At 48.6% G+C, this 19,625-nt stretch carries 20 protein-coding genes; 11 read left to right on the top strand and 9 right to left on the bottom strand.

Annotated features, from left to right (window positions below; translation table 11 throughout):
- Positions 1 to 94 precede the first annotated feature (94 nt).
- From pyrC to OGX97_RS11725, 7 genes are all read left to right on the top strand, one after another.
- The gene (gene pyrC / locus OGX97_RS11755; protein ID WP_258881965.1) at positions 95 to 1,141 is read left to right on the top strand and encodes a dihydroorotase; all 1,047 of its coding nucleotides are present in this window, start codon (positions 95 to 97) and stop codon (positions 1,139 to 1,141) included.
- A 65-nt stretch (positions 1,142 to 1,206) separates the two neighbouring features.
- Positions 1,207 to 1,452 (top strand): DNA damage-inducible protein I, encoded by a 246-nt coding sequence (gene dinI, locus OGX97_RS11750; protein WP_003036157.1) that lies wholly within the window; start codon positions 1,207 to 1,209, stop codon positions 1,450 to 1,452.
- 340 nt (positions 1,453 to 1,792) lie between these two features.
- A complete protein-coding gene (gene bssS, locus OGX97_RS11745; protein WP_003036154.1) occupies positions 1,793 to 2,047 on the top strand; it encodes a biofilm formation regulator BssS in 255 nt (84 codons plus the stop codon).
- A 114-nt stretch (positions 2,048 to 2,161) separates the two neighbouring features.
- Positions 2,162 to 3,277 (top strand): N-methyl-L-tryptophan oxidase, encoded by a 1,116-nt coding sequence (gene solA, locus OGX97_RS11740; protein ID WP_235124310.1) that lies wholly within the window; start codon positions 2,162 to 2,164, stop codon positions 3,275 to 3,277.
- A gap of 55 nt (positions 3,278 to 3,332) precedes the next feature.
- Positions 3,333 to 3,446: a YceO family protein gene (locus OGX97_RS11735; RefSeq protein ID WP_003036148.1), complete on the top strand. Its 114-nt coding sequence runs from the start codon at positions 3,333 to 3,335 to the stop codon at positions 3,444 to 3,446.
- Positions 3,447 to 3,708: 262 nt separating this feature from the next.
- Entirely contained in the window at positions 3,709 to 4,275 is a 567-nt protein-coding gene (locus OGX97_RS11730) for a cytochrome b (RefSeq protein WP_032942950.1), read from the top strand.
- Between the two features lies 1 nt (position 4,276).
- Complete coding sequence (locus OGX97_RS11725) at positions 4,277 to 4,852, top strand: YceI family protein (RefSeq protein WP_003832130.1); 576 nt, start codon at positions 4,277 to 4,279, stop codon at positions 4,850 to 4,852.
- Between the two features lie 45 nt (positions 4,853 to 4,897).
- Here OGX97_RS11725 and trhO read toward each other — a convergent pair whose 3' ends face one another.
- Positions 4,898 to 5,950, bottom strand: coding sequence for an oxygen-dependent tRNA uridine(34) hydroxylase TrhO (trhO, locus tag OGX97_RS11720; protein WP_235124315.1), 1,053 nt, complete (start codon positions 5,948 to 5,950; stop codon positions 4,898 to 4,900).
- 220 nt (positions 5,951 to 6,170) lie between these two features.
- Between trhO and OGX97_RS11715 the strand changes: the two genes are divergently transcribed.
- Both OGX97_RS11715 and mdtG read left to right on the top strand, forming a co-directional pair.
- Positions 6,171 to 7,091: a Kdo(2)-lipid IV(A) acyltransferase gene (locus OGX97_RS11715; RefSeq protein WP_003036136.1), complete on the top strand. Its 921-nt coding sequence runs from the start codon at positions 6,171 to 6,173 to the stop codon at positions 7,089 to 7,091.
- Positions 7,092 to 7,246: 155 nt separating this feature from the next.
- Positions 7,247 to 8,467, top strand: a complete 1,221-nt coding sequence (mdtG, locus tag OGX97_RS11710) for a multidrug efflux MFS transporter MdtG (protein ID WP_032942948.1) — start codon at positions 7,247 to 7,249, stop codon at positions 8,465 to 8,467.
- A gap of 64 nt (positions 8,468 to 8,531) precedes the next feature.
- Here mdtG and OGX97_RS11705 read toward each other — a convergent pair whose 3' ends face one another.
- Positions 8,532 to 9,863: a sensor domain-containing diguanylate cyclase gene (locus OGX97_RS11705; RefSeq protein ID WP_048236462.1), complete on the bottom strand. Its 1,332-nt coding sequence runs from the start codon at positions 9,861 to 9,863 to the stop codon at positions 8,532 to 8,534.
- Between the two features lie 691 nt (positions 9,864 to 10,554).
- Between OGX97_RS11705 and OGX97_RS11700 the strand changes: the two genes are divergently transcribed.
- Positions 10,555 to 10,932, top strand: coding sequence for a MysB family protein (locus OGX97_RS11700; protein WP_235127617.1), 378 nt, complete (start codon positions 10,555 to 10,557; stop codon positions 10,930 to 10,932).
- Here the strand turns inward: OGX97_RS11700 and OGX97_RS11695 are convergent, their stop codons facing one another.
- From OGX97_RS11695 to mdoG, 3 genes are all read right to left on the bottom strand, one after another.
- Positions 10,933 to 11,160 (bottom strand): YceK/YidQ family lipoprotein, encoded by a 228-nt coding sequence (locus OGX97_RS11695; RefSeq protein ID WP_003832117.1) that lies wholly within the window; start codon positions 11,158 to 11,160, stop codon positions 10,933 to 10,935.
- A gap of 76 nt (positions 11,161 to 11,236) precedes the next feature.
- Complete coding sequence (gene mdoH, locus OGX97_RS11690) at positions 11,237 to 13,765, bottom strand: glucans biosynthesis glucosyltransferase MdoH (RefSeq protein ID WP_032941800.1); 2,529 nt, start codon at positions 13,763 to 13,765, stop codon at positions 11,237 to 11,239.
- Positions 13,758 to 15,293 carry a glucans biosynthesis protein MdoG gene (mdoG, locus tag OGX97_RS11685; protein ID WP_103014639.1) on the bottom strand — a complete coding sequence of 512 codons (1,536 nt, stop codon included), beginning with the start codon at positions 15,291 to 15,293 and terminating at the stop codon, positions 13,758 to 13,760. Before mdoG ends, mdoH begins: the two co-directional genes overlap by 8 nt.
- Positions 15,294 to 15,564: 271 nt before the next feature.
- Between mdoG and mdoC the strand changes: the two genes are divergently transcribed.
- Positions 15,565 to 16,725 (top strand): glucans biosynthesis protein MdoC, encoded by a 1,161-nt coding sequence (mdoC, locus tag OGX97_RS11680; RefSeq protein ID WP_008784343.1) that lies wholly within the window; start codon positions 15,565 to 15,567, stop codon positions 16,723 to 16,725.
- Positions 16,726 to 16,744: 19 nt separating this feature from the next.
- Here the strand turns inward: mdoC and OGX97_RS11675 are convergent, their stop codons facing one another.
- The 4 genes from OGX97_RS11675 to csgC all read right to left on the bottom strand — a co-directional run bounded on the left by OGX97_RS11675 (position 16,745) and on the right by csgC (position 19,614).
- Complete coding sequence (locus OGX97_RS11675) at positions 16,745 to 18,235, bottom strand: phospholipase D family protein (protein ID WP_373371245.1); 1,491 nt, start codon at positions 18,233 to 18,235, stop codon at positions 16,745 to 16,747.
- Positions 18,168 to 18,710: an O-acetyl-ADP-ribose deacetylase gene (gene ymdB, locus OGX97_RS11670; RefSeq protein ID WP_003832103.1), complete on the bottom strand. Its 543-nt coding sequence runs from the start codon at positions 18,708 to 18,710 to the stop codon at positions 18,168 to 18,170. Before ymdB ends, OGX97_RS11675 begins: the two co-directional genes overlap by 68 nt.
- Before the next feature lie 100 nt (positions 18,711 to 18,810).
- Positions 18,811 to 19,131: a type 1 fimbrial protein gene (locus OGX97_RS11665; RefSeq protein ID WP_057069114.1), complete on the bottom strand. Its 321-nt coding sequence runs from the start codon at positions 19,129 to 19,131 to the stop codon at positions 18,811 to 18,813.
- 150 nt (positions 19,132 to 19,281) lie between these two features.
- Entirely contained in the window at positions 19,282 to 19,614 is a 333-nt protein-coding gene (csgC, locus tag OGX97_RS11660; protein WP_020996502.1) for a curli assembly chaperone CsgC, read from the bottom strand.
- Positions 19,615 to 19,625: the final 11 nt, after the last annotated feature.

Raw genomic sequence — 19,625 nt, 5'->3', positions numbered from 1 at the left:
GCGCCGATGCGCCCTTTTTTTTCGTGCAAACGAAAACGTTTCCGCTTATCCTTTGTTTCCGGCAAAAAAGACTATCCTCAGCCGGAGCATATTGATGACTGCACCATCCCAGGTTTTAAAGATCCGCCGCCCAGACGACTGGCATCTTCACTTTCGCGATGGCGACATGTTAAAAACTGTCGTGCCCTACACCAGTGAAATTTATGGTCGCGCCATTGTCATGCCGAACCTGGCACCGCCCGTCACCACGGTTGACGCGGCTATCACTTATCGCCAGCGCATTCTTGACGCGGTACCTGCCGGACACGACTTCACACCATTAATGACCTGCTACTTAACGGATACGCTGGATCCCAACGAGCTGGAACGTGGATTTAACGAAGGCGTATTCACCGCAGCAAAACTCTATCCGGCCAATGCCACCACCAACTCGACGCATGGCGTAACCTCTATTGACGCCATCATGCCGGTGCTGGAGAGGATGGAAAAATTGGGTATGCCGCTGCTGGTGCACGGCGAAGTGACGCATGCAGATATCGATATTTTCGATCGCGAAGCGCGCTTTATTGAAACGGTGATGGAACCGCTGCGCCAGCGTTTGACCTCGCTGAAAGTAGTGTTCGAGCATATCACTACCAAAGATGCTGCCGAATACGTGCGCGACGGTAACGAGCTTCTGGCAGCGACTATTACGCCACAGCACCTGATGTTTAACCGCAACCACATGCTGGTTGGCGGGATTCGTCCTCACCTGTACTGCCTGCCGATCCTCAAACGTAACGTCCACCAACAGGCGCTGCGTGAACTGGTTGCCAGCGGGTTTACGCGCGCCTTCCTCGGTACCGACTCAGCGCCGCACGCACGTCATCGCAAAGAGTCAAGCTGTGGCTGTGCTGGATGCTTTAATGCACCGACCGCACTAGGCAGCTATGCCGCCGTGTTTGAAGAGATGAATGCGCTGGACCATTTCGAAGCCTTCTGCTCACTCAACGGCCCACAGTTCTATGGTTTGCCGGTAAATGAGACCTTTATTGAGCTGGAACGCGTGGAGCACCTGGTCCCTGAGAGCATAGCGTTGGAAGACGATACGCTGGTGCCTTTCCTGGGTGGCGAAACGGTACGCTGGTCAGTCAAAAGCTAAAAAAAGTGTAGCCAACCGACTCGAATAGCTGTATAAATAAACAGTATATTCCACAGGGGGCTACTATGCGTATTGAAGTCACTATTGCCAAAACTTCACCTTTACCTGCCGGTGCAATTGACGCACTGGCAGGTGAACTCTCCCGCCGTATTCAGCACCATTTTCCGGATAACGAAGGTAACGTTACCGTCCGTTATGCCGGCGCAAACAATCTGTCGGTTATTGGCGCGACCAAAGAGGACAAAGAGCGCATCAGCGAGATCCTACAGGAAACCTGGGAAAGCGCGGATGACTGGTTCATTAACGAATAAATAATGATATGCAGTGATGTTTGTTTGCCGGGTCGCCCCGGCTTTTTTATACACGCTATCTTGTAATCAATCGCACATTTCTTCTGACGAGCATTTAATTTAATATTAACCCACCGATTATCTTTTAACCAAAACAACAAAATAATTGTGCAACATACTAAAAAAAAATGAATAACATGTCGGTTTCTTAGTCAGATAACGCTGAAAACAAAAAATTTATGCCCTTCCCTCTTTAAATTTTCAATGAATACCCTTATTTATTGATATACTGAAGTTGCTTCAGAAAAAAACGCATTGAACCTCGAAAACCGTTGTCTAGTAACACGAATTAGGGGGCATGATGGAAAAGAATAATGAAGTCATTCAGACTCATCCGCTTGTAGGGTGGGACATCAGCACTGTTGATAGCTACGATGCGCTGATGCTGCGTTTGCACTACCAAACCCCGAACCGCCCTGACCCGGATGGGACTGAAGTTGGTCAAACGCTCTGGTTAACCACTGATGTTGCCAGGCAATTTATTTCGATATTAGAAGCAGGAATCGCCAAAATTGAATCTGGCGATTACCAGGTAAATGAGTATCAGCGACATTAAACCTGATACATCCAACCATCAAAAGGCACCTTAGCGGTGCCTTTCTTATTTCCAGGTTGAATATTCCAGGTCAGTTATTTACCCTTCTACTATCGCGATTGCAGAGAGAAGCGGATGAAATACGACTTAATCATTATTGGCAGCGGTTCGGTAGGCGCCGCAGCTGGATACTATGCCACTCGTGCCGGTCTGAAGGTTCTGATGATCGATGCGCATATGCCACCACATCAACAGGGCAGCCACCACGGCGATACTCGATTAATTCGTCATGCTTATGGCGAAGGCGAAAAATACGTTCCGCTGGTGCTACGTGCGCAAACATTGTGGGATGAACTGTCCACCCATAATGAAGAACCGATTTTTGTTCGCTCCGGAGTTATCAACCTCGGTCCGGCAGAGTCAACCTTCTTAGCAACTGCAGCGCAAAGCGCAAAACAGTGGCAACTTAACGTTGAACAATTAGATGCAGCGGCCATCATGGCTCGCTGGCCGGAAATTCGCGTACCTGACAACTATATCGGTCTGTTTGAAGCGGAGTCCGGTTTTTTACGCAGTGAGTTAGCAATTAAAACCTGGATCCGTCTGGCGGAAGAAGCAGGCTGTGCGCAACTGTTTAAATGCCCGGTCAGCGCAATTCATCACGGTGATGATGGCATCACGGTAGAAACGGTTGACGGTGACTACCACGCGAAGAAAGCAGTGATCAGCGCCGGTACCTGGGTGCAGGCTTTAGTCCCTGAACTACCGATACAACCGGTGCGCAAAGTGTTCGCCTGGTATCAGGCCGATGGGCGCTACAGCGTTAAGAATAACTTCCCGGCTTTCACCGGCGAGCTGCCAAATGGCGATCAATACTACGGTTTCCCGGTTGAAAACGACGAGCTGAAAATTGGTAAGCACAATGGCGGACAGGTAATCCATTCTGCAGAAGAGCGTAAGCCATTTGCCGCTGTAGCCAGCGACGGTTCTGAAGCCTTCCCATTCCTGCGCACAATTCTGCCTGGCATTGGCTGTTGCCTGCACGGCGCATCCTGCACTTACGATAATTCACCAGATGAAGACTTTATAATTGATACTCTGCCGGAACATGACAACACGCTGATCATTACCGGACTGAGCGGACATGGCTTTAAGTTTGCCTCTGTACTGGGAGAGATTGCGGCAGACTTCGCTCAGGACAAACCGTCTGACTTTGACCTGACCCCCTTCAGGCTAAGCCGTTTTAAGTGATAATAAATGAATGGCCTCGTTGGTGAGGCCATTTTTAATGACAGGAATAACGTCAATGCGCCGTATCTTTCACTATCTGGTTAATAATATTCGCGAGCATCTTATGCTCTACATTATTTTATGGTCACTGCTGGCCATTATGGATGTAATATATATTATGTTTTTCTGATTCCTGCGCGCTGACATTAATTGACAAAAATTGAGATTAGCTTAATTTTCATTGCAATAAACTGAATAATAACAAAAACCACAACACCCCATAGACTAAGCCCCGCCACATATTTTCGCACTAATCCCTTGATGATTACCTCAACAATCAGTCAACTTTATTGAACAAAAAATAAATATCATCACTATTGTTATTTATTAGTTGCATTAATGTCTTTTACACGCCATTTTCATTCACTTCTGAAATATCAATCGGTGTGCTTATGCAATTCAATAATACTCCACAGCGCTATGGCGTAGTGTCAGCCACATTACATTGGCTGGTTGCGATTGCTGTATATGGCATGTTTGCGTTGGGGTTATGGATGGTCACGCTTAGCTACTATGATGGCTGGTATCACCAGGCCCCCGAACTGCATAAAAGCATCGGCATCCTACTCATGATGGGACTGGTTATCCGCGTTATCTGGCGGTTGTTCTCCCCTCCGCCTGCTGCGTTGGCAAGCTACTCCCGTTTAACCCGTATCGCCGCGGCAATGGGTCACCTCGCACTTTATTTGCTGCTCTTTTCAATAGTCATCAGCGGATATCTGATTTCCACCGCAGATGGCAAAGCGATAAGCGTCTTTGGCTGGTTCGACATTCCCGCCACCCTGGCCAATGCGGGTTCCCAGGCCGACCTCGCCGGTAGCTTGCACCTGTGGCTTGCGTGGACCGTGGTGATTTTATCCCTACTACACGGACTGATGGCCCTGAAACATCACTTTATTGATAACGACGATACCCTCAATCGCATGTTGGGAAAATCGTCATCTGACTATGGAGCTTAAAATGAAAAAAAACCTGCTGGGACTTACACTCGCTTCTCTTTTATTCACCACCGGGTCGGCCGTGGCGGCAGATTACAAAATTGACAAGGAAGGACAGCATGCCTTTGTTAATTTCCGTATTCAGCATCTGGGTTACAGCTGGCTGTACGGCACTTTCAAAGATTTCGACGGTACGTTTACCTTTGATGAGAAAAATCCCGCAGCCGATAAGGTTAACGTAACCATCAACACCAACAGCGTTGACACTAATCACGCCGAACGCGACAAGCATCTGCGCAGTGCAGATTTCCTTAACGTGGCAAAATTCCCGCAGGCTACCTTCAGCTCCACCAGCGTGAAAAAAGAGGGGAATGACCTGGATATCACCGGTAATTTGACCCTGAACGGCGTTACTAAACCGGTTACGCTGGACGCGAAGCTCATCGGTCAGGGTGGCGATCCCTGGGGCGGTACGCGCGCTGGTTTTGAAGCGCAAGGTAAGATTAAGCTGAAGGATTTCAACATCACCACCGATCTCGGACCTGCATCGCAGGAAGTCGATTTGATCATCTCAGTGGAAGGTGTTCAGCAGAAGTAACGCATGAATTACCGGATGAGGTTCTGCCCCTCATCCGGCATCATGTTATTGCGCAGGGTCTGGAATACCCAGTTTGGTATTCAGGTGACCGCGTGATTTATTGAAGATTTTATTGCCATTTTCACGTCCCGCACGACGACGCCGTTGTTCCTCTTCCGGCAACTCACTCTCTTCGCTACACAGCTCGCTACAGCAGCCTTTATATTTCTGCGCACAAGCCGGGCACTGAATAAACAACAGATGGCAGCCATCATTTTTGCAATTAGTATGGCTATCGCACGCCGTGCCGCACTGATGGCAATGCGCGATAACATCTTCAGAGATCCTTTCGCCCATACGCTCATCAAAGACAAAGTTTTTACCGACAAAACGTACCGGAAGCCCCTGTTCACGCGCCTTGCGGGCATACTCAATAATACCGCCCTCAATGTGCCAGACTTTGCTAAATCCATTGTGTTTCATCCAAGCGCTGGCTTTCTCACAGCGGATCCCACCCGTGCAATACATCACGATTTTTTTATCTTTATGCGCCAGCATCATTTCAACAGCTTTCGGCAACTGGTCGCGGAACGTGTCTGCCGGGATCTCCAGCGCATTCTCGAAATGACCCACCTCATATTCATAGTGGTTGCGCATATCAATGAATACCGCTTCAGGATCGTCCAGCATGGCATTTACTTCTGCTGCCTTGAGATAATCCCCCACGTTGCTGGCGTCAAAGTCTGGATCGTCAATACCATCCGCCACGATACGTTCGCGGACTTTCATACGCAGTACCCAGAACGATTTACCGTCATCATCCAGCGCAATATTCAGACGTAAATCCTTCAATGCAGCATCAAACGCATAGAGCTGCTGGCGAAATGCCTCGACGTTGCTTTGCGGTACGCTGATTTGCGCGTTAATTCCTTCATGGGCAAGATATACTCGCCCGAAGACGTTCAATGCGGTGAACATCTGGTACAGCGCATCACGCGTGTGCTGAGGATTGGCAATGGTGAAATATTTATAGAATGAGATCGTCGTGCGCGGCTCGGTCTCGGCCAGCATTTTGGCTTTGAGGGCGTCGTTCGAAATGCGGTTGTGTAACACTGGCATGGTGTACGTATCCTGCAAATAAGGAATAAATGAAAATCGGCGGCATAATAAAGCAAACATCGCCAATTTACATCCACACATTTTACGCTACATTTCATACTTCACGATAAAACCGCAACAACAATTGCAGAATTAATCACCGTTCTCCCGTCACAAATTTTTGATACGCGCGAAAAAATGCGACAATACAGGGAATTGGTCGTTTGAAGACAGGATAGACATGACGAATTTACCCAAGTTTTCGGCTGCGTTACTGCATCCACGCTATTGGTTAACCTGGCTGGGTATTGGCATCCTTTGGTTAATCGTGCAGTTACCCTACCCCATCCTCTTTAAGTTGGGCTGTGCATTAGGTCGACTGGCGCTACGTTTGATGAAACGTCGGGCAAAAATTGTTTCCCGAAATCTGGAACTGTGCTTCCCGCAGATGAGTGAGCAGGAACGCCAGCAGATGGTCGTCAAGAACTTTGAATCAGTAGGCATGGGCGTAATGGAAACCGGGATGGCCTGGTTTTGGTCCGATAAGCGTATTTCGCGCTGGACGGAAGTGATCGGAATGGAACATATCCGTGATGTTCAGGCGCAAAAACGCGGGATTCTGTTAGTGGGTCTGCACTTTCTGACTCTGGAACTGGGTGCGCGCCAGTTTGGCTTGCAGGAGCCGGGTATTGGTGTGTATCGCCCTAACGACAATCCGCTGCTGGACTGGCTACAAACCTGGGGCCGCATGCGCTCGAATAAATCAATGCTCGATCGTAAAGACCTGAAAGGGATGATTAAAGCCTTGAAAAAGGGCGAAGTGGTCTGGTACGCGCCGGATCATGATTACGGCCCTCGCGCCAGCGTGTTTGTACCACTTTTTGCCGTTGAACAAGCCGCAACAACCTCAGGGACCTGGATGCTTTCACGCATGTCCAATGCCTGCCTGGTACCGTTTGTTCCCCGCCGCAAACCTGACGGTAAAGGGTATCAATTGATTATGTTGCCTCCAGAATGCTCACCACCGTTGGACGACGCAGAAACCACTGCTGCGTGGATGAACAAAATTGTTGAGCAATGCATAATGATGGCACCAGAGCAGTATATGTGGTTGCATCGTCGCTTCAAGACGCGTCCTGAAGGCTCCCCTTCTCTGTACTGACGCAGAGTTGCAGCCCAGCGGGCTGCAACCCGCTCCCTACCCGTTTTAGGTTTAACTGCTATCCGCATTGCAGCAACTATCAACCAGGCGCATAATTAGCCTGCTTACTTATATTCAATCGATAGCGCAAACAGCGCATCACACTGCGGATCGCTATGTCACCCTCAGATGCCCCCATAAACTGGAAACGCAACCTCACCGTTGCCTGGTTAGGTTGTTTTTTAACCGGAGCAGCATTTAGCCTGGTCATGCCCTTTTTGCCTCTTTACGTCGAGAGTCTCGGCGTCACGGGTCATAGCGCCCTGAATATGTGGTCAGGCCTGGTCTTCAGCATCACCTTTCTCTTTTCAGCCATTGCTTCTCCTTTCTGGGGTGGCCTTGCCGATCGCAAAGGACGAAAAATCATGCTGCTGCGTTCCGCGTTGGGCATGGCAATTGTGATGCTGCTGATGGGACTGGCGCAAAATATCTGGCAGTTCTTAATCCTGCGCGCCTTGTTAGGGCTGCTTGGTGGATTCATCCCCAATGCGAATGCACTGATCGCCACCCAGGTTCCACGCAATAAAAGCGGCTGGGCACTGGGAACGCTTTCAACCGGTGGCGTTAGTGGCGCACTGCTCGGGCCGCTAGCTGGCGGCCTCCTCGCGGATCAGTACGGATTACGCCCTGTATTTTTCATCACCGCCAGCGTGCTGCTGGTCTGCTTCATCCTGACGCTATTTTTTATCCGCGAGCGTTTCCAGCCGGTGAGCAAGAAGGAGATGCTGCACATTCGTGAAGTCGTGGCCTCTTTAAAGAACCCCAAACTGGTGCTGAGCCTGTTTATCACCACTTTGATCATTCAGGTAGCCACCGGTTCTATCGCGCCAATACTGACTCTGTACGTTCGAGAGTTGGCTGGCAACGTCAGCAATATTGCGTTTATCAGTGGGATGATAGCCTCTGTCCCCGGCGTTGCGGCATTAATCAGCGCCCCGAAACTTGGCAAATTAGGCGATCGAATTGGCCCGGAGAAGATCCTGATCGTCGCGCTGATCGTTTCTGTGTTACTGCTTATTCCGATGTCATTTGTCCATACGCCCTGGCAGCTTGGTGTTCTGCGCTTTTTATTGGGTGCGGCCGACGGCGCTCTGCTCCCGGCGGTACAAACGCTGCTGGTTTACAACTCGACCAATCAAATAGCTGGACGTATTTTCAGTTATAACCAGTCATTTCGCGATATCGGTAACGTAACAGGACCTCTAATGGGGGCAGCGATATCCGCCAACTACGGTTTTCGTGCCGTTTTCTGTGTGACCGCGGGCGTCGTACTGTTTAACGCCCTGTACTCGTGGAATAGCCTGCGCCGTCGTCGGAGTACAGAGGTCGTGGGATGATTTGTGTATTTGTATTCGCCGGTTCGGAACAATAAACTTATCTTACACGGCGTATATTTCAACCTTAATGATAATAGTAACACACCTTATTTCTGCCAGAATTTTTGGCTTCATACAATGCGGCATCGGCGTATGAAACAACTTTATCCGCTGATTCATCATCAATCTTGCTGCAATATACACCGATACTTATCGTCATTTTTTCTTTTAACTCATAAGAATTTGGTATTGTCGTACCGTTCTCTACATTTCGCCTAATTCGCTCTGCAACAACAATTGCCTCATCTTTATCGTTACACTTAAGAAGGATCGCAAATTCTTCGCCGCCTACTCTGGCAAAAATATCCGTATCTCTGATTGATTTATTGACAATGTCGACAATGCTGATTATCACTCTGTCACCTTCCTGATGACCGTAAGTATCATTAATCCGTTTGAATTTATCAATATCCAGAACCATTACACATACTGTGCCTTTTGCTAATGATGATTTTAATGACTTATAGAATAGTTTACGATTATATATTTTAGTCATTGCGTCTTTAATAGCTGAATCCGTTTCTTTTTTTAAGATGATGAAGGTGTTGTACATCAGTATTGAGATTATACACAGGGCACTTATCACCTCAATCCCCCGGCTTACATACCAAATATACATGCTATATTCATCCAGGCTCAGAAGTAGTACATTGGTCAATATTGCTGAGCAACACAGTAGCCCTATACTTTTCCACAAGATGTTATGCGTTCTGGTTTTAATGATTAAATACAACAGGACCAGTCCCCAGGATACAATAAGCGAATAAATGTACCCAATATGCCAGTGCACGGTGACATTATCAGGCTTCAGGCTTGTGATCTCGAGTGTAAAATTAGGGTTGTAACTGGCCAGAGCGTGCGCCACCACCGCGATAACAAGCATGATTAAAAAAGACAGAACGATATAGCAAGGTTCTCTTTCTTTGGTTTCAATAACTGTCGAGGATACTTTATAAGATTTTAATGAAACAAATAGCAGAGCGATGAAACTAATCTGCCGAAAGTAATAGAATATGGCTATATCGTTAGTTCTTTTTTCGATTGAGGCATAATCATTAATCAAGTCCTGAACGATGTAGATAGTCTCGATGAAAAATATGTTATTCCCAAGAAACGCCATACCTAATATCATAAGGCAGGTGAGATCTTTTCTACAAAGATACTGGAATAACATAAACAGGAAGATTATCCCATATAAAAAGAATAACCCTACAATTATAATCAGATATACTGTTTGCGGCACACTTTGTATCGTTAATTTAAATTGTGTAAGACACACTCCACCAAGAACATAGCTAGCCAAACAGATTATATAGAAAGCCATCAACCTTCTATTATTTGAATTGCCGTTATCCATAACAACCTTAAGGTCTCTCTTAATTTTGCATTTTATATAATAAAGCATAATATTTTGCAAACTATTATATCTGCACAGATTCAATGACACTAATTCATTTCTTATTTAATGGTTTCTTATAGATTTATAACCTTTGTCATTAATAACATTTTATTATGTATACTATTTTAGTATCACTCACACCATTCACAGTCCCCATACACAAAAGATACGTTGTCACTACCAGAGACACCACTAAGTTTAGCCACTTTCATTGATTGCACCTGCGACACTTCCGTATAGGGCATTAATTTTCTTCTTTGTTTTTATTAAGTTATGAAATATTACTTCATAAGCGATCGGATTTCCTCTCTAAAACACATAAAAAATAACGTTCAACCCTGAAGATTTCCTTATATAACGTCATTTTTTAATTTTTAGATTTTCATTACTACATTGCAAATCACATACATTACTATTTTTTCTTGATTTTTTTTCCTGATATTACGTCGGCTTCAGTATCTGCCAATGTAAATTTTTCATAAACAACCGAAGTTACTTTCCCCCAGTCTCGTAGGCATTGCAGGCAGTAATCATCTGATTGAATGAACCATGCAGCTAACGGGTTTGACGCTCTGCGGATCGCAGTCTATAGATTGAATCATCCCCCTTTATTGTTCGCCTTAGGAGAAGAAATATGGCAAAGAATGACATGAATTTTTATGCCGCGTTGGAAGAGGCTATTGATGCAGCTCGTGAAGTGTTTCTGGCTGATAACCCTGACCTTGAGTCAGACGACGCCAGCGTTCAACAGCTAAGCGTCCAAAAATACGTGCTACAGGATGGCGACATTATGTGGCAGGCGGAATTCTTTGCTGACGAGGATGATGTAGATGGTGAATGTCTTCCAATCCTGAGCGGGGAAGCGGCCCAGAGCGTTTTTGATGGCGACTATGATGAAATTGAAATCCGCCAGGAGTGGCAGGAAGAAAATACGCTTCACGAATGGGATGAAGGTGAATTCCAGCTGGAACCTCCCCTTGATACTGAAGAGGGACAGACCGCAGCCGATGAATGGGATGAGCGATAATTACTCGTAAGGTCCATGATGTATGTCGAGCGGCAGCAGCAACGTATCAAACACCAGCGAAAATGGCAGATCGAGGATAGTGACGTAGCGCCATGCGGAGTCCCTAACATCCCATTGCACGCCAGGATAGTATTGGTTTCCGTGTCCTTGCCCTGGGATGGTACGACTAATAATGCTGCCGCATCCGCTCAGGAAGAAGATCATTATTCCTACAGCCAATATTCGCACCTGCTACCTCACGACTCATTCTATTCAATATAAAAAAATACCGGCACCAGGCCGGTATTTTCACGTTACAGAACGCTTATTTTTTCCTGAGCGCCAGCGGGTTCAGTGTTAGTCCCTGATAGTAGTTCACCCACGAAGAATACTTATCAGGTGAATTCCAGACACGGTAATGTAAACGCGCCATGGTCACCGGATCGCTCAACAACACCAGGCGACGATCGCGATTCAGTTTCTCCGGCGTTTCGTTCAGTGCCTGTTCCACATGACGATCGCGTGCAATCTCCAGCACGTTGCTGGCGCGGTGGCGTGCAGTCGCCATGGCCGTGGCCAGTGCGTTAAACGACGGATTAAACACCGCATGCATGAAGCCATCGTCCAGCGTACGTTTACGGTTCATCACCAGATAGGTATCGGTATCCACCAGCACCTGCGGCGGAGAATACTCTTCCGGGATCAGGAACAGCTTCCAGCGCTTGGTACGTAACCCCACCGTGGAACGGCTGGAAATCACGGAAACAAACGGTGACAGGATCAGCGAGAAGACAATCGGTGCCAGCCAGAACAGGAAACGCAGATCCAGCCATGCCATACCCACAGCCCACACCAGCCCCAGCAGTAACTGAGAACCGTGACGCATAAACGCTTCACCCCACGGGGTCGAATCGTCATCACGCTGCGGTGAATTCCACACAACTTCCCAACCGAGGAAGGCACTCACGACGAAGACGGTGTGGAACAGCATACGCACCGGCGCCAGCAGCACGGAGAACAGAACTTCCAACAGTAGCGACAGCGTGACGCGGATAAACCCGCCGTACTCTTTCGTCCCTTTACACCAGATGAGCAAAATACTCAGCAGCTTCGGCAGGAACAGCAGCACCATCGTTGAAGCAAACAGCGCGATCGCCAGTTCAGGTCGCCACTGCGGCCAAACCGGGAACAGCTGACGCGGTTGCAGGAAGTACTGCGGCTCCGTCAACGCATGCACCACCTGCAATGCGGTAGAGAGCGCGAGGAACATAAACCAAAGCGGCGCAGACAAATAGGACATTACACCGGTCAGGAATACCGCACGGTGAACCGGGTGCATCCCTTTCACCAGGAACAAACGGAAGTTCATCAGGTTACCGTGGCACCAGCGGCGGTCGCGCTTGAGTTCATCCAACAGGTTCGGAGGCAGCTCTTCATAAGATCCCGGCAGATCGTAAGCAATCCACACACCCCAGCCAGCACGACGCATCAATGCCGCTTCCACGAAGTCATGGGAGAGGATCGATCCCGCAAACGAGCCTTCGCCCGGTAACGGCGCGAGCGCACAGTGCTCGATAAATGGCTTCACGCGGATAATTGCGTTGTGGCCCCAATAGTGTGATTCCCCTAACTGCCAGAAGTGAAGCCCGGCGGTAAACAGCGGTCCGTAAACACGGGTCGCAAACTGCTGGCAGCGCGCATACAGCGTATCCATACCGGAAGCCTTCGGTGAAGACTGGATAATCCCGGCATTCGGATTCGCTTCCATCAGACGCACCAGGCCGCTCAGACAGTCACCACTCATCACTGAGTCAGCGTCCAGCACCACCATGTAGCTGTACTGATTTCCCCAGCGACGACAAAAGTCATCAATGTTGCCGCTTTTACGCTTCACGCGACGACGGCGACGGCGGTAGAAAATCTGCCCTTCGCCCTGCACCTCAGCAATCAGCTCCATCCACGCTTTTTGTTCTGCCACGCAGATATCAGGGTTGTAGCTGTCGCTCAGGATATAAACATCGAAATGTTCGGCGTTGCCCGTTGCTTTGACCGATTCCCACGTGGCGCGAAGTCCCGCAAATACGCGGTCAACGTCCTCGTTACAGATAGGCATAATCAGCGCGGTACGGTGTTCAGGATTCAGCGGTTCGTCCCCAACCGTTGAGGCCGAGATACTGTACTTATCTCGTCCAATCAACAGTTGCAAGAAGCCCATCAGCGCAGTCCAGAATCCCGCAGACACCCAACAGAAAAGCACAGCAAACAAAATAAGAATTCCGGTTTGCAGCATGTAGGGCAGCAGTTGCATAAAGGAGACCCATAAATCCTGCCCCATCATGTCTACCGGATTAATAAATGCCCACCCCTGATACGGGAGGATCGTCTTCATATACCAGGTTGCTACGACCGTTTGCGCCAGCGTTAGAATCAACAGCGTATAGCGGCGGATGGTGCCTACGGTACGCCATTTTTGCTCGCTTTCTTGCTCTTCTTTCGTCAAACGCGAAAGATAACGCGGCGTCACATCGCGCCCACGCAAGCGATCCCAAAAACGACCAACCGGGTTGGTACGCCAGGGATCGGGGAACATAGAGGTACGCGTTGCTTTTGGCATCGCCTGCAGCTGATCGCGGCCCTCATCGTCCTTAACCAACTGCTCTTTAGCCAAAGAATCCGGCCATGCTTGCTCAAGGCGAGCTTTCACAGAACCCTGCGGTGAATCATCTTCGCGCGAGTAAGTACGATGCTCGGCATCCAACGCCTGATGAACAGCGCGGATGTCAGTTTTCGGCAGTGCCGCTTTCTCGATATCCGAAAGCGGCATTGCGTCAATATACTCAGTTGTCTTATTCATTGGCAGGTAACTGGTAGCTCCAGGTTTCACTCAGCGTCTGATCGGCATTGACCAAGGCAGCACGCATTTCAGTGGTTTTCTTCACGTCTTTCACTTTCACGCGCAGCATCAAACGCCAACCCTTAGATACCGGGTTATAGCGCACAGTGCTTTCAACGATTTCGCCGTTGTCGCCAATACTGGTTTGTGCGGTAACCGGGGTATCCTGCGGCAGCTTTTTCATATCTGTGCCGGTAAAGTCCACCACAAACGCGATGGTACCGTCAGGCTGACGAATCAGGTTGGACTGTTTTACATCACCGGTAGAACGACGAGTCTGCTGTACCCAGGCGCTTTCCGGCGCATGAAGCTTGTCTTCATCACGCGTGAACGTCAGAGTGTACTTGAAGTTCATCTCTTTGCCCGCTTCAGGCAGTTGATCCGGCGTCCAGTACGCAACGATGTTATCGTTCGTTTCATCGTTAGTTGGGATTTCAACTAACTCAATCTTACCTTTACCCCAGTCACCTTTTGGCGTGATCCAGGCGCTTGGGCGCAGATCGTAACGATCGTCGATATCTTCAAAACGCGAGAACTGACGGCCACGCTGCAACAGTCCGAATCCTTGCGGGTTTTCCATAGCGAAGCTGCTCACCGCGAGATGTTTCGGGTTATTCAGCGGACGCCAAATCCACTCCCCGTTGCCGGCATGGATAGACAAACCGTTAGAATCATGCAGTTCCGGACGATAATTTGTCGCCGGAGACGGCTGGTTCGGTCCAAACAGGAACATACTGGTTAACGGTGCCACACCCAGTTTGCCCACTTTGTCGCGCAGGTATACTTTGGACTGAACATCCACGACCGTGTCACGACCTGGAATAATGACAAAACGATACGCTCCGGTTGCACGCGGAGAATCCAACAAAGCATAAATGGTTAAACGTTTATCAGTCGGTTTCGGACGTTCGATCCAAAACTCACGGAAGCGGGGAAATTCTTCACCAGAAGGCAGAGCGGTATCAATCGCGAGGCCACGCGCTGACAGGCCGTAGACCTGACCTGCACCCAGAACGCGAAAATAGCTGGCACCGAGCATGCTGACGATTTCATCGTTTTTATCTTTGCTGTTGATCGGATACAGCACTTTGAACCCGGCGAAGCCGAGATCTTTTACCGTGTCTTTATCATGCTGAACATCGCCAAAATTAAAATAATCCGGGCTGTATTTGATTCTTTTCACCGCCGTGGCGGTAACTTCGTTGATTTTGACCGGCGTGTCGAAGTACATACCCTGGTGGTAGAACTCGAGCTTAAATGGGGTCTTGAGATTGCTCCAGTACGCTTTATCGCGATTGAACTGGATCTGTTGATAATCCGCATATTTCATGTCGCGGAAAACGGAGGGCAAGTTACTTTTTGGCGCCTCATAGCCTTTCCCGGCTAAAGATTGAGCTTGTTTTGCAACATCATCAATACTGAACGCCCAGCTCGATGATGTGTACAGCGTTAACATGACTGCTGCACCCAACCAACGCATTTTCATCATTTGTAGTTTATGTTTCATAATTAGTAAGCACTTCCCCCTTTGTGTGCTTATATTGATCCGATCCATTTTAATGGATAATCGGGTACTCCGACAACTGAATCCCTGTATTGTTCGCGCGCTGGCTCATGGTTTAAGCAGGTTCATCTGCCTGTTTTCACTTTGCGTGCTTATCCTGGAGACAGGTTGTTGGACTTCGTGTAGGGTTGCCCTCGAATGTAACCATTATTCGTCTTAGGGATAAGACGAAAAGTCTGAGAATACGTAACTGTCTATGAGCTCTGTATCACCACCACGTGAATATTTTCTTGACTCCATCCGTGCCTGGCTAATGTTGTTAGGGATCCCATTCCATATTTCATTGATCTACTCCACCCACACCTGGCACGTGAACAGCGCAGAACCGTCTTGGTGGTTAACCCTTTTTAACGACTTTATCCATGCATTTCGCATGCAGGTCTTCTTTGTCATTTCAGGTTATTTTTCCTACATGCTTTTTTTGCGCTATCCGTTAAAACGCTGGTGGAAGGTGCGTGTAGAACGCGTGGGGATCCCTATGCTGACCGCGATTCCGCTGCTTACGCTGCCGCAATTTATCATGCTGCAATACGTGAAGGGAAAAGCAGACAGCTGGCATACCCTCAGCGGCTACGACAAATACAATGCGCTGGCCTGGGAACTGATTTCCCATCTGTGGTTTTTGCTGGTTCTGGTGGTGTTAACGACCCTGAGCATGTGGGTATTTACCCAGATGAAAAACAGACTATCGCGTGGAGACGGTACCTCTGCATCGGGGGTGTCGATGACCAAATTAACGCTGATTTTTATATTGTTGGGTGTCGGCTATGCCGCCGTCAGAAGAACGATTTTCATCCTCTACCCTTCGATTCTCAGCGATGGCATGTTTAATTTTATCGTTATGCAAACGTTGTTCTATGTGCCTTTCTTTATGCTCGGTGCGCTGGCGTTTATCAATCCGAATCTGAAAGCACTGTTTACCACGCCATCGCGCGGCTGCACGTTAGGCGCCGCATTCGCATTTGTCGCATACCTGCTCAATCAGCGTTACGGCAACGGCGATGCCTGGATGTATGAAACCGAATATGTCATTACCATGGTCATGGGGCTATGGATGGTGAACGTTGTCTTCTCGCTTGGCCACCGTTTACTGAATTTCCAGTCGGCTCGCGTGACCTATTTTGTCAACGCGTCGCTGTTCATCTATTTGGTGCACCACCCGCTAACGCTGTTTTTTGGCGCGTATATCACACCGCACATCAAGTCGAACCTGCTGGGTTTTCTCTGCGGTCTGCTTTTTGTGGTTGGAATTGCGGTCATTCTGTACGAAATCCATTTACGGATCCCGGTGCTGAAGTTTCTCTTTTCGGGTAAACCGCCCATTAAGCAGGATAAAAACAAGGCGGTTGCCGGTTAGTTTTCTTGCATTGAATGGTTCAGAGCAGCCATTCAATGGGCAGCACAGATGCAAGCCTCACCAGAATCCGCTTCCAGAATCCTGTAGCGGGTTCTTTTTTCAGTACCTGTTCGCTGCCAGAAAGCCGATCAACCCAGTTGATTCTGCCCCAACGGTCAAGACGTAGTTGCCAGGCCATATCACGCTGACTTTGCATAAAACGTTTATGAATCAACTCAGCCAGTACGTCACTCTCAATCACAAACCCCATTTCCGTATTGAGCAGCGTTGAACGGGGATCAAAATTAAGCGAACCGATAAACACTTTACGACCGTCAATACTGAAGGTTTTCGCATGCAGGCTGGAGCCTGAATTACCGGTTAATCCCCGGTCGTGTACTGCTGAAACGCGATCGCGGGTTGGTTTGAGCTCGTATAACTCCACGCCGTAGCGCAGGAGTTTTTTTCGCCAACGCGCATAGCCCGCGTGAACGACTGCGACATCATTCGCCGCCAGAGAATTAGTTAAAATTGCGATCTTAACGCCTTTTCTCACCAGTCTCAGGAGCTGCGCCACACCGGCGCGAGTTGGTACAAAGTAGGCGGAAATAATATCAATACGCTCGGTCGGAGATCCCATCACGTCAAACAAACGCTGCGGTAATAGTGAGTGGCGCGGCGCTTTCCCCTCTCCTTTTGCAGGATCATCACTCAGCAAGCGCGTTTTCGCCCAAATTAGCGGCAGCGACCTCTGATCGAGATGGGTCATAAACTGGCTGGTTTCCAGCTTATGTAGATAGCGACGCGTGATGTCATCATTATACCAGGATTCAGGAAGTTCGATTTTTTGCGTAGAAGCTGGTTCAGCCACCTCAAGTACGTTTTGCAATGTTGAAACCGAGCGGCAGTGCCAGTAACGCTCAAAGTCGTCTGCAACATCCTTGACAACCGGTCCAATAGCCATAACGTCCAGATCGGAAAACAGTGGTTGTTCGCCTGCGCCAAAATAGGCATCGCCTATATTTCGCCCCCCCACAAGAGTTACGACGCCATCAGCGGTATAACTTTTGTTGTGCATACGTCGATTCAACCGGGCAAAATCGGTTAAATAGCCCAGGGCACGCAGGATGCGAAAGGAGAAGGGATTAAACAGGCGAACTTCAATATTAGGGTGATTGTCCAGCAAACGCAGCGTGTCATCCAGACCTGGTGTGTTGTTATCATCCAGCAACAAACGCACCCGGACGCCCCGCTTCGCTGCGGCCAGCAAAACGGAAAATAACAATAGCCCGGACATGTCGCTTTCCCAGATGTAATACTGAACATCCAGGGTACGTTCCGCCATTTCCGTCAACCGATAGCGAGCAGCAAACGCATCCAGGCTGTCATCCAACGTCAGAATGCCGCATTCTCCCGGGTGGTTTACGCATAGCGGCGTAATGGCACGCTCAAGTCGCGTCATATCAGTCCGTGCGTTCATCGCCTTGTTGGGTAAGTAATCTCTTGTAGAGTCGAGCGTTTTCTTCATCAAAGCACACGAAGTATATTTGATCGGGTAGCGTACGTCGGGTGATAAATTTCAACACCGTTTTCACCGCGATCTCTGCCGCTGCAGCACGTGGGTAACCATAAGCTCCGGTGCTTATAGCAGGAAAAGCAATGGATTGATAACCATTGGCTAAGGCCAGTTGCAATGTATTTAGATAGGCCTCTTCAAGTCGTTCAGCCTCGTGGTGATCACCGCCTTGCCAGACGGGTCCGACGGTGTGAATAACTGCTTTTGCCGGAAGCGCGCCAGCCAGCGTGATAACGGCATGCCCGGTCGGGCATTCTCCCTGTTGTTGTATAACCTGTTTGCAGGCCTCCAACAACGCAGGCCCGGCAGCACGATGAATCGCGCCATCGACTCCACCTCCTCCCAGTAACGAGGAGTTGGCCGCATTGACGATCACATCTACCGCGATCGTCGTAATGTCGCCCTGTAACACATGAACACGCGATTGCATAAGTTCCCCCTGACAAAACACTCTCCGTTAAGTGTACAGCAGGGTTTTCCTTGAAATCTCACTTTTTAGCCATAAGCGTGCATACCTACGCCAGAATGATTCATTTATATTCAATATTCAGAATAGCCATGCTTTTCTGTTCATTGAGGTAATGCATTTTCACCGTGGCAATTTGTTGCACACTCTGAGGCGCTGTCGTGACCTGTTGCAGGTCGTAGAGACTATTACTCATCGTGCCATCACGCATACATGACAATTCAATCTGTTGTTGTCGAGTGTTAACGTCGCAAGGTGCTTCAACTATTGCACCACGAAAATGAATAACCCCGCCGGGTAAGATTTGCGTCGCCATTGCGGGGAGGGTGAAAAGAGAAAAAGCCCACAAACCGGTATTTAAAATACGCTTTAATAATGTACACATAAGGGTTCCTCAATGATTAATCATCCTTGAGGGAGCGCAATGATCCTTCACCGCTGCGAGTTACGATCAAATAAAACGTTTGTTCGTTTCTATATTCATAGAACAGCACTGCACTCCCAGCCACACCCTTAATGCAAATCCGGCAAAAAATTATGGGTGACTGTTTGAGTCAGGCCATTGTTGCGACAGATGCAGAGACTGCCCGTCAGAAACGGTAACGATAATTTTGACCGAATCCTCCGGTGAAATATTAAAGCTCATTTTTGTTAATTCAATTGGCCGATTAGCAGGGACCGAAAGGCTTGTTTTCTGCTGTGACTGACTTTGTCCGCCCTTTCCTTTACGTACGGCAAGGACTTGCACTTCACATACGCACGGTTGAGCTAATGTCACCTGAGGAATAATGGTGTACATGTCACCTTGCTGAGTTGTATTGAATGTTATTTGATTTGCCAACGCGGCAATGAGTAATAGCGTGTGCATAATATTCTCCC

Source organism: Citrobacter sp. Cpo061, from assembly GCF_030332845.1.
Taxonomy (GTDB): Bacteria; Pseudomonadota; Gammaproteobacteria; order Enterobacterales; family Enterobacteriaceae; genus Citrobacter; species Citrobacter portucalensis.
The sequence above is the reverse complement of the archived record's forward strand: the minus strand, read 5'-3'. Positions and strand labels throughout refer to the sequence as shown.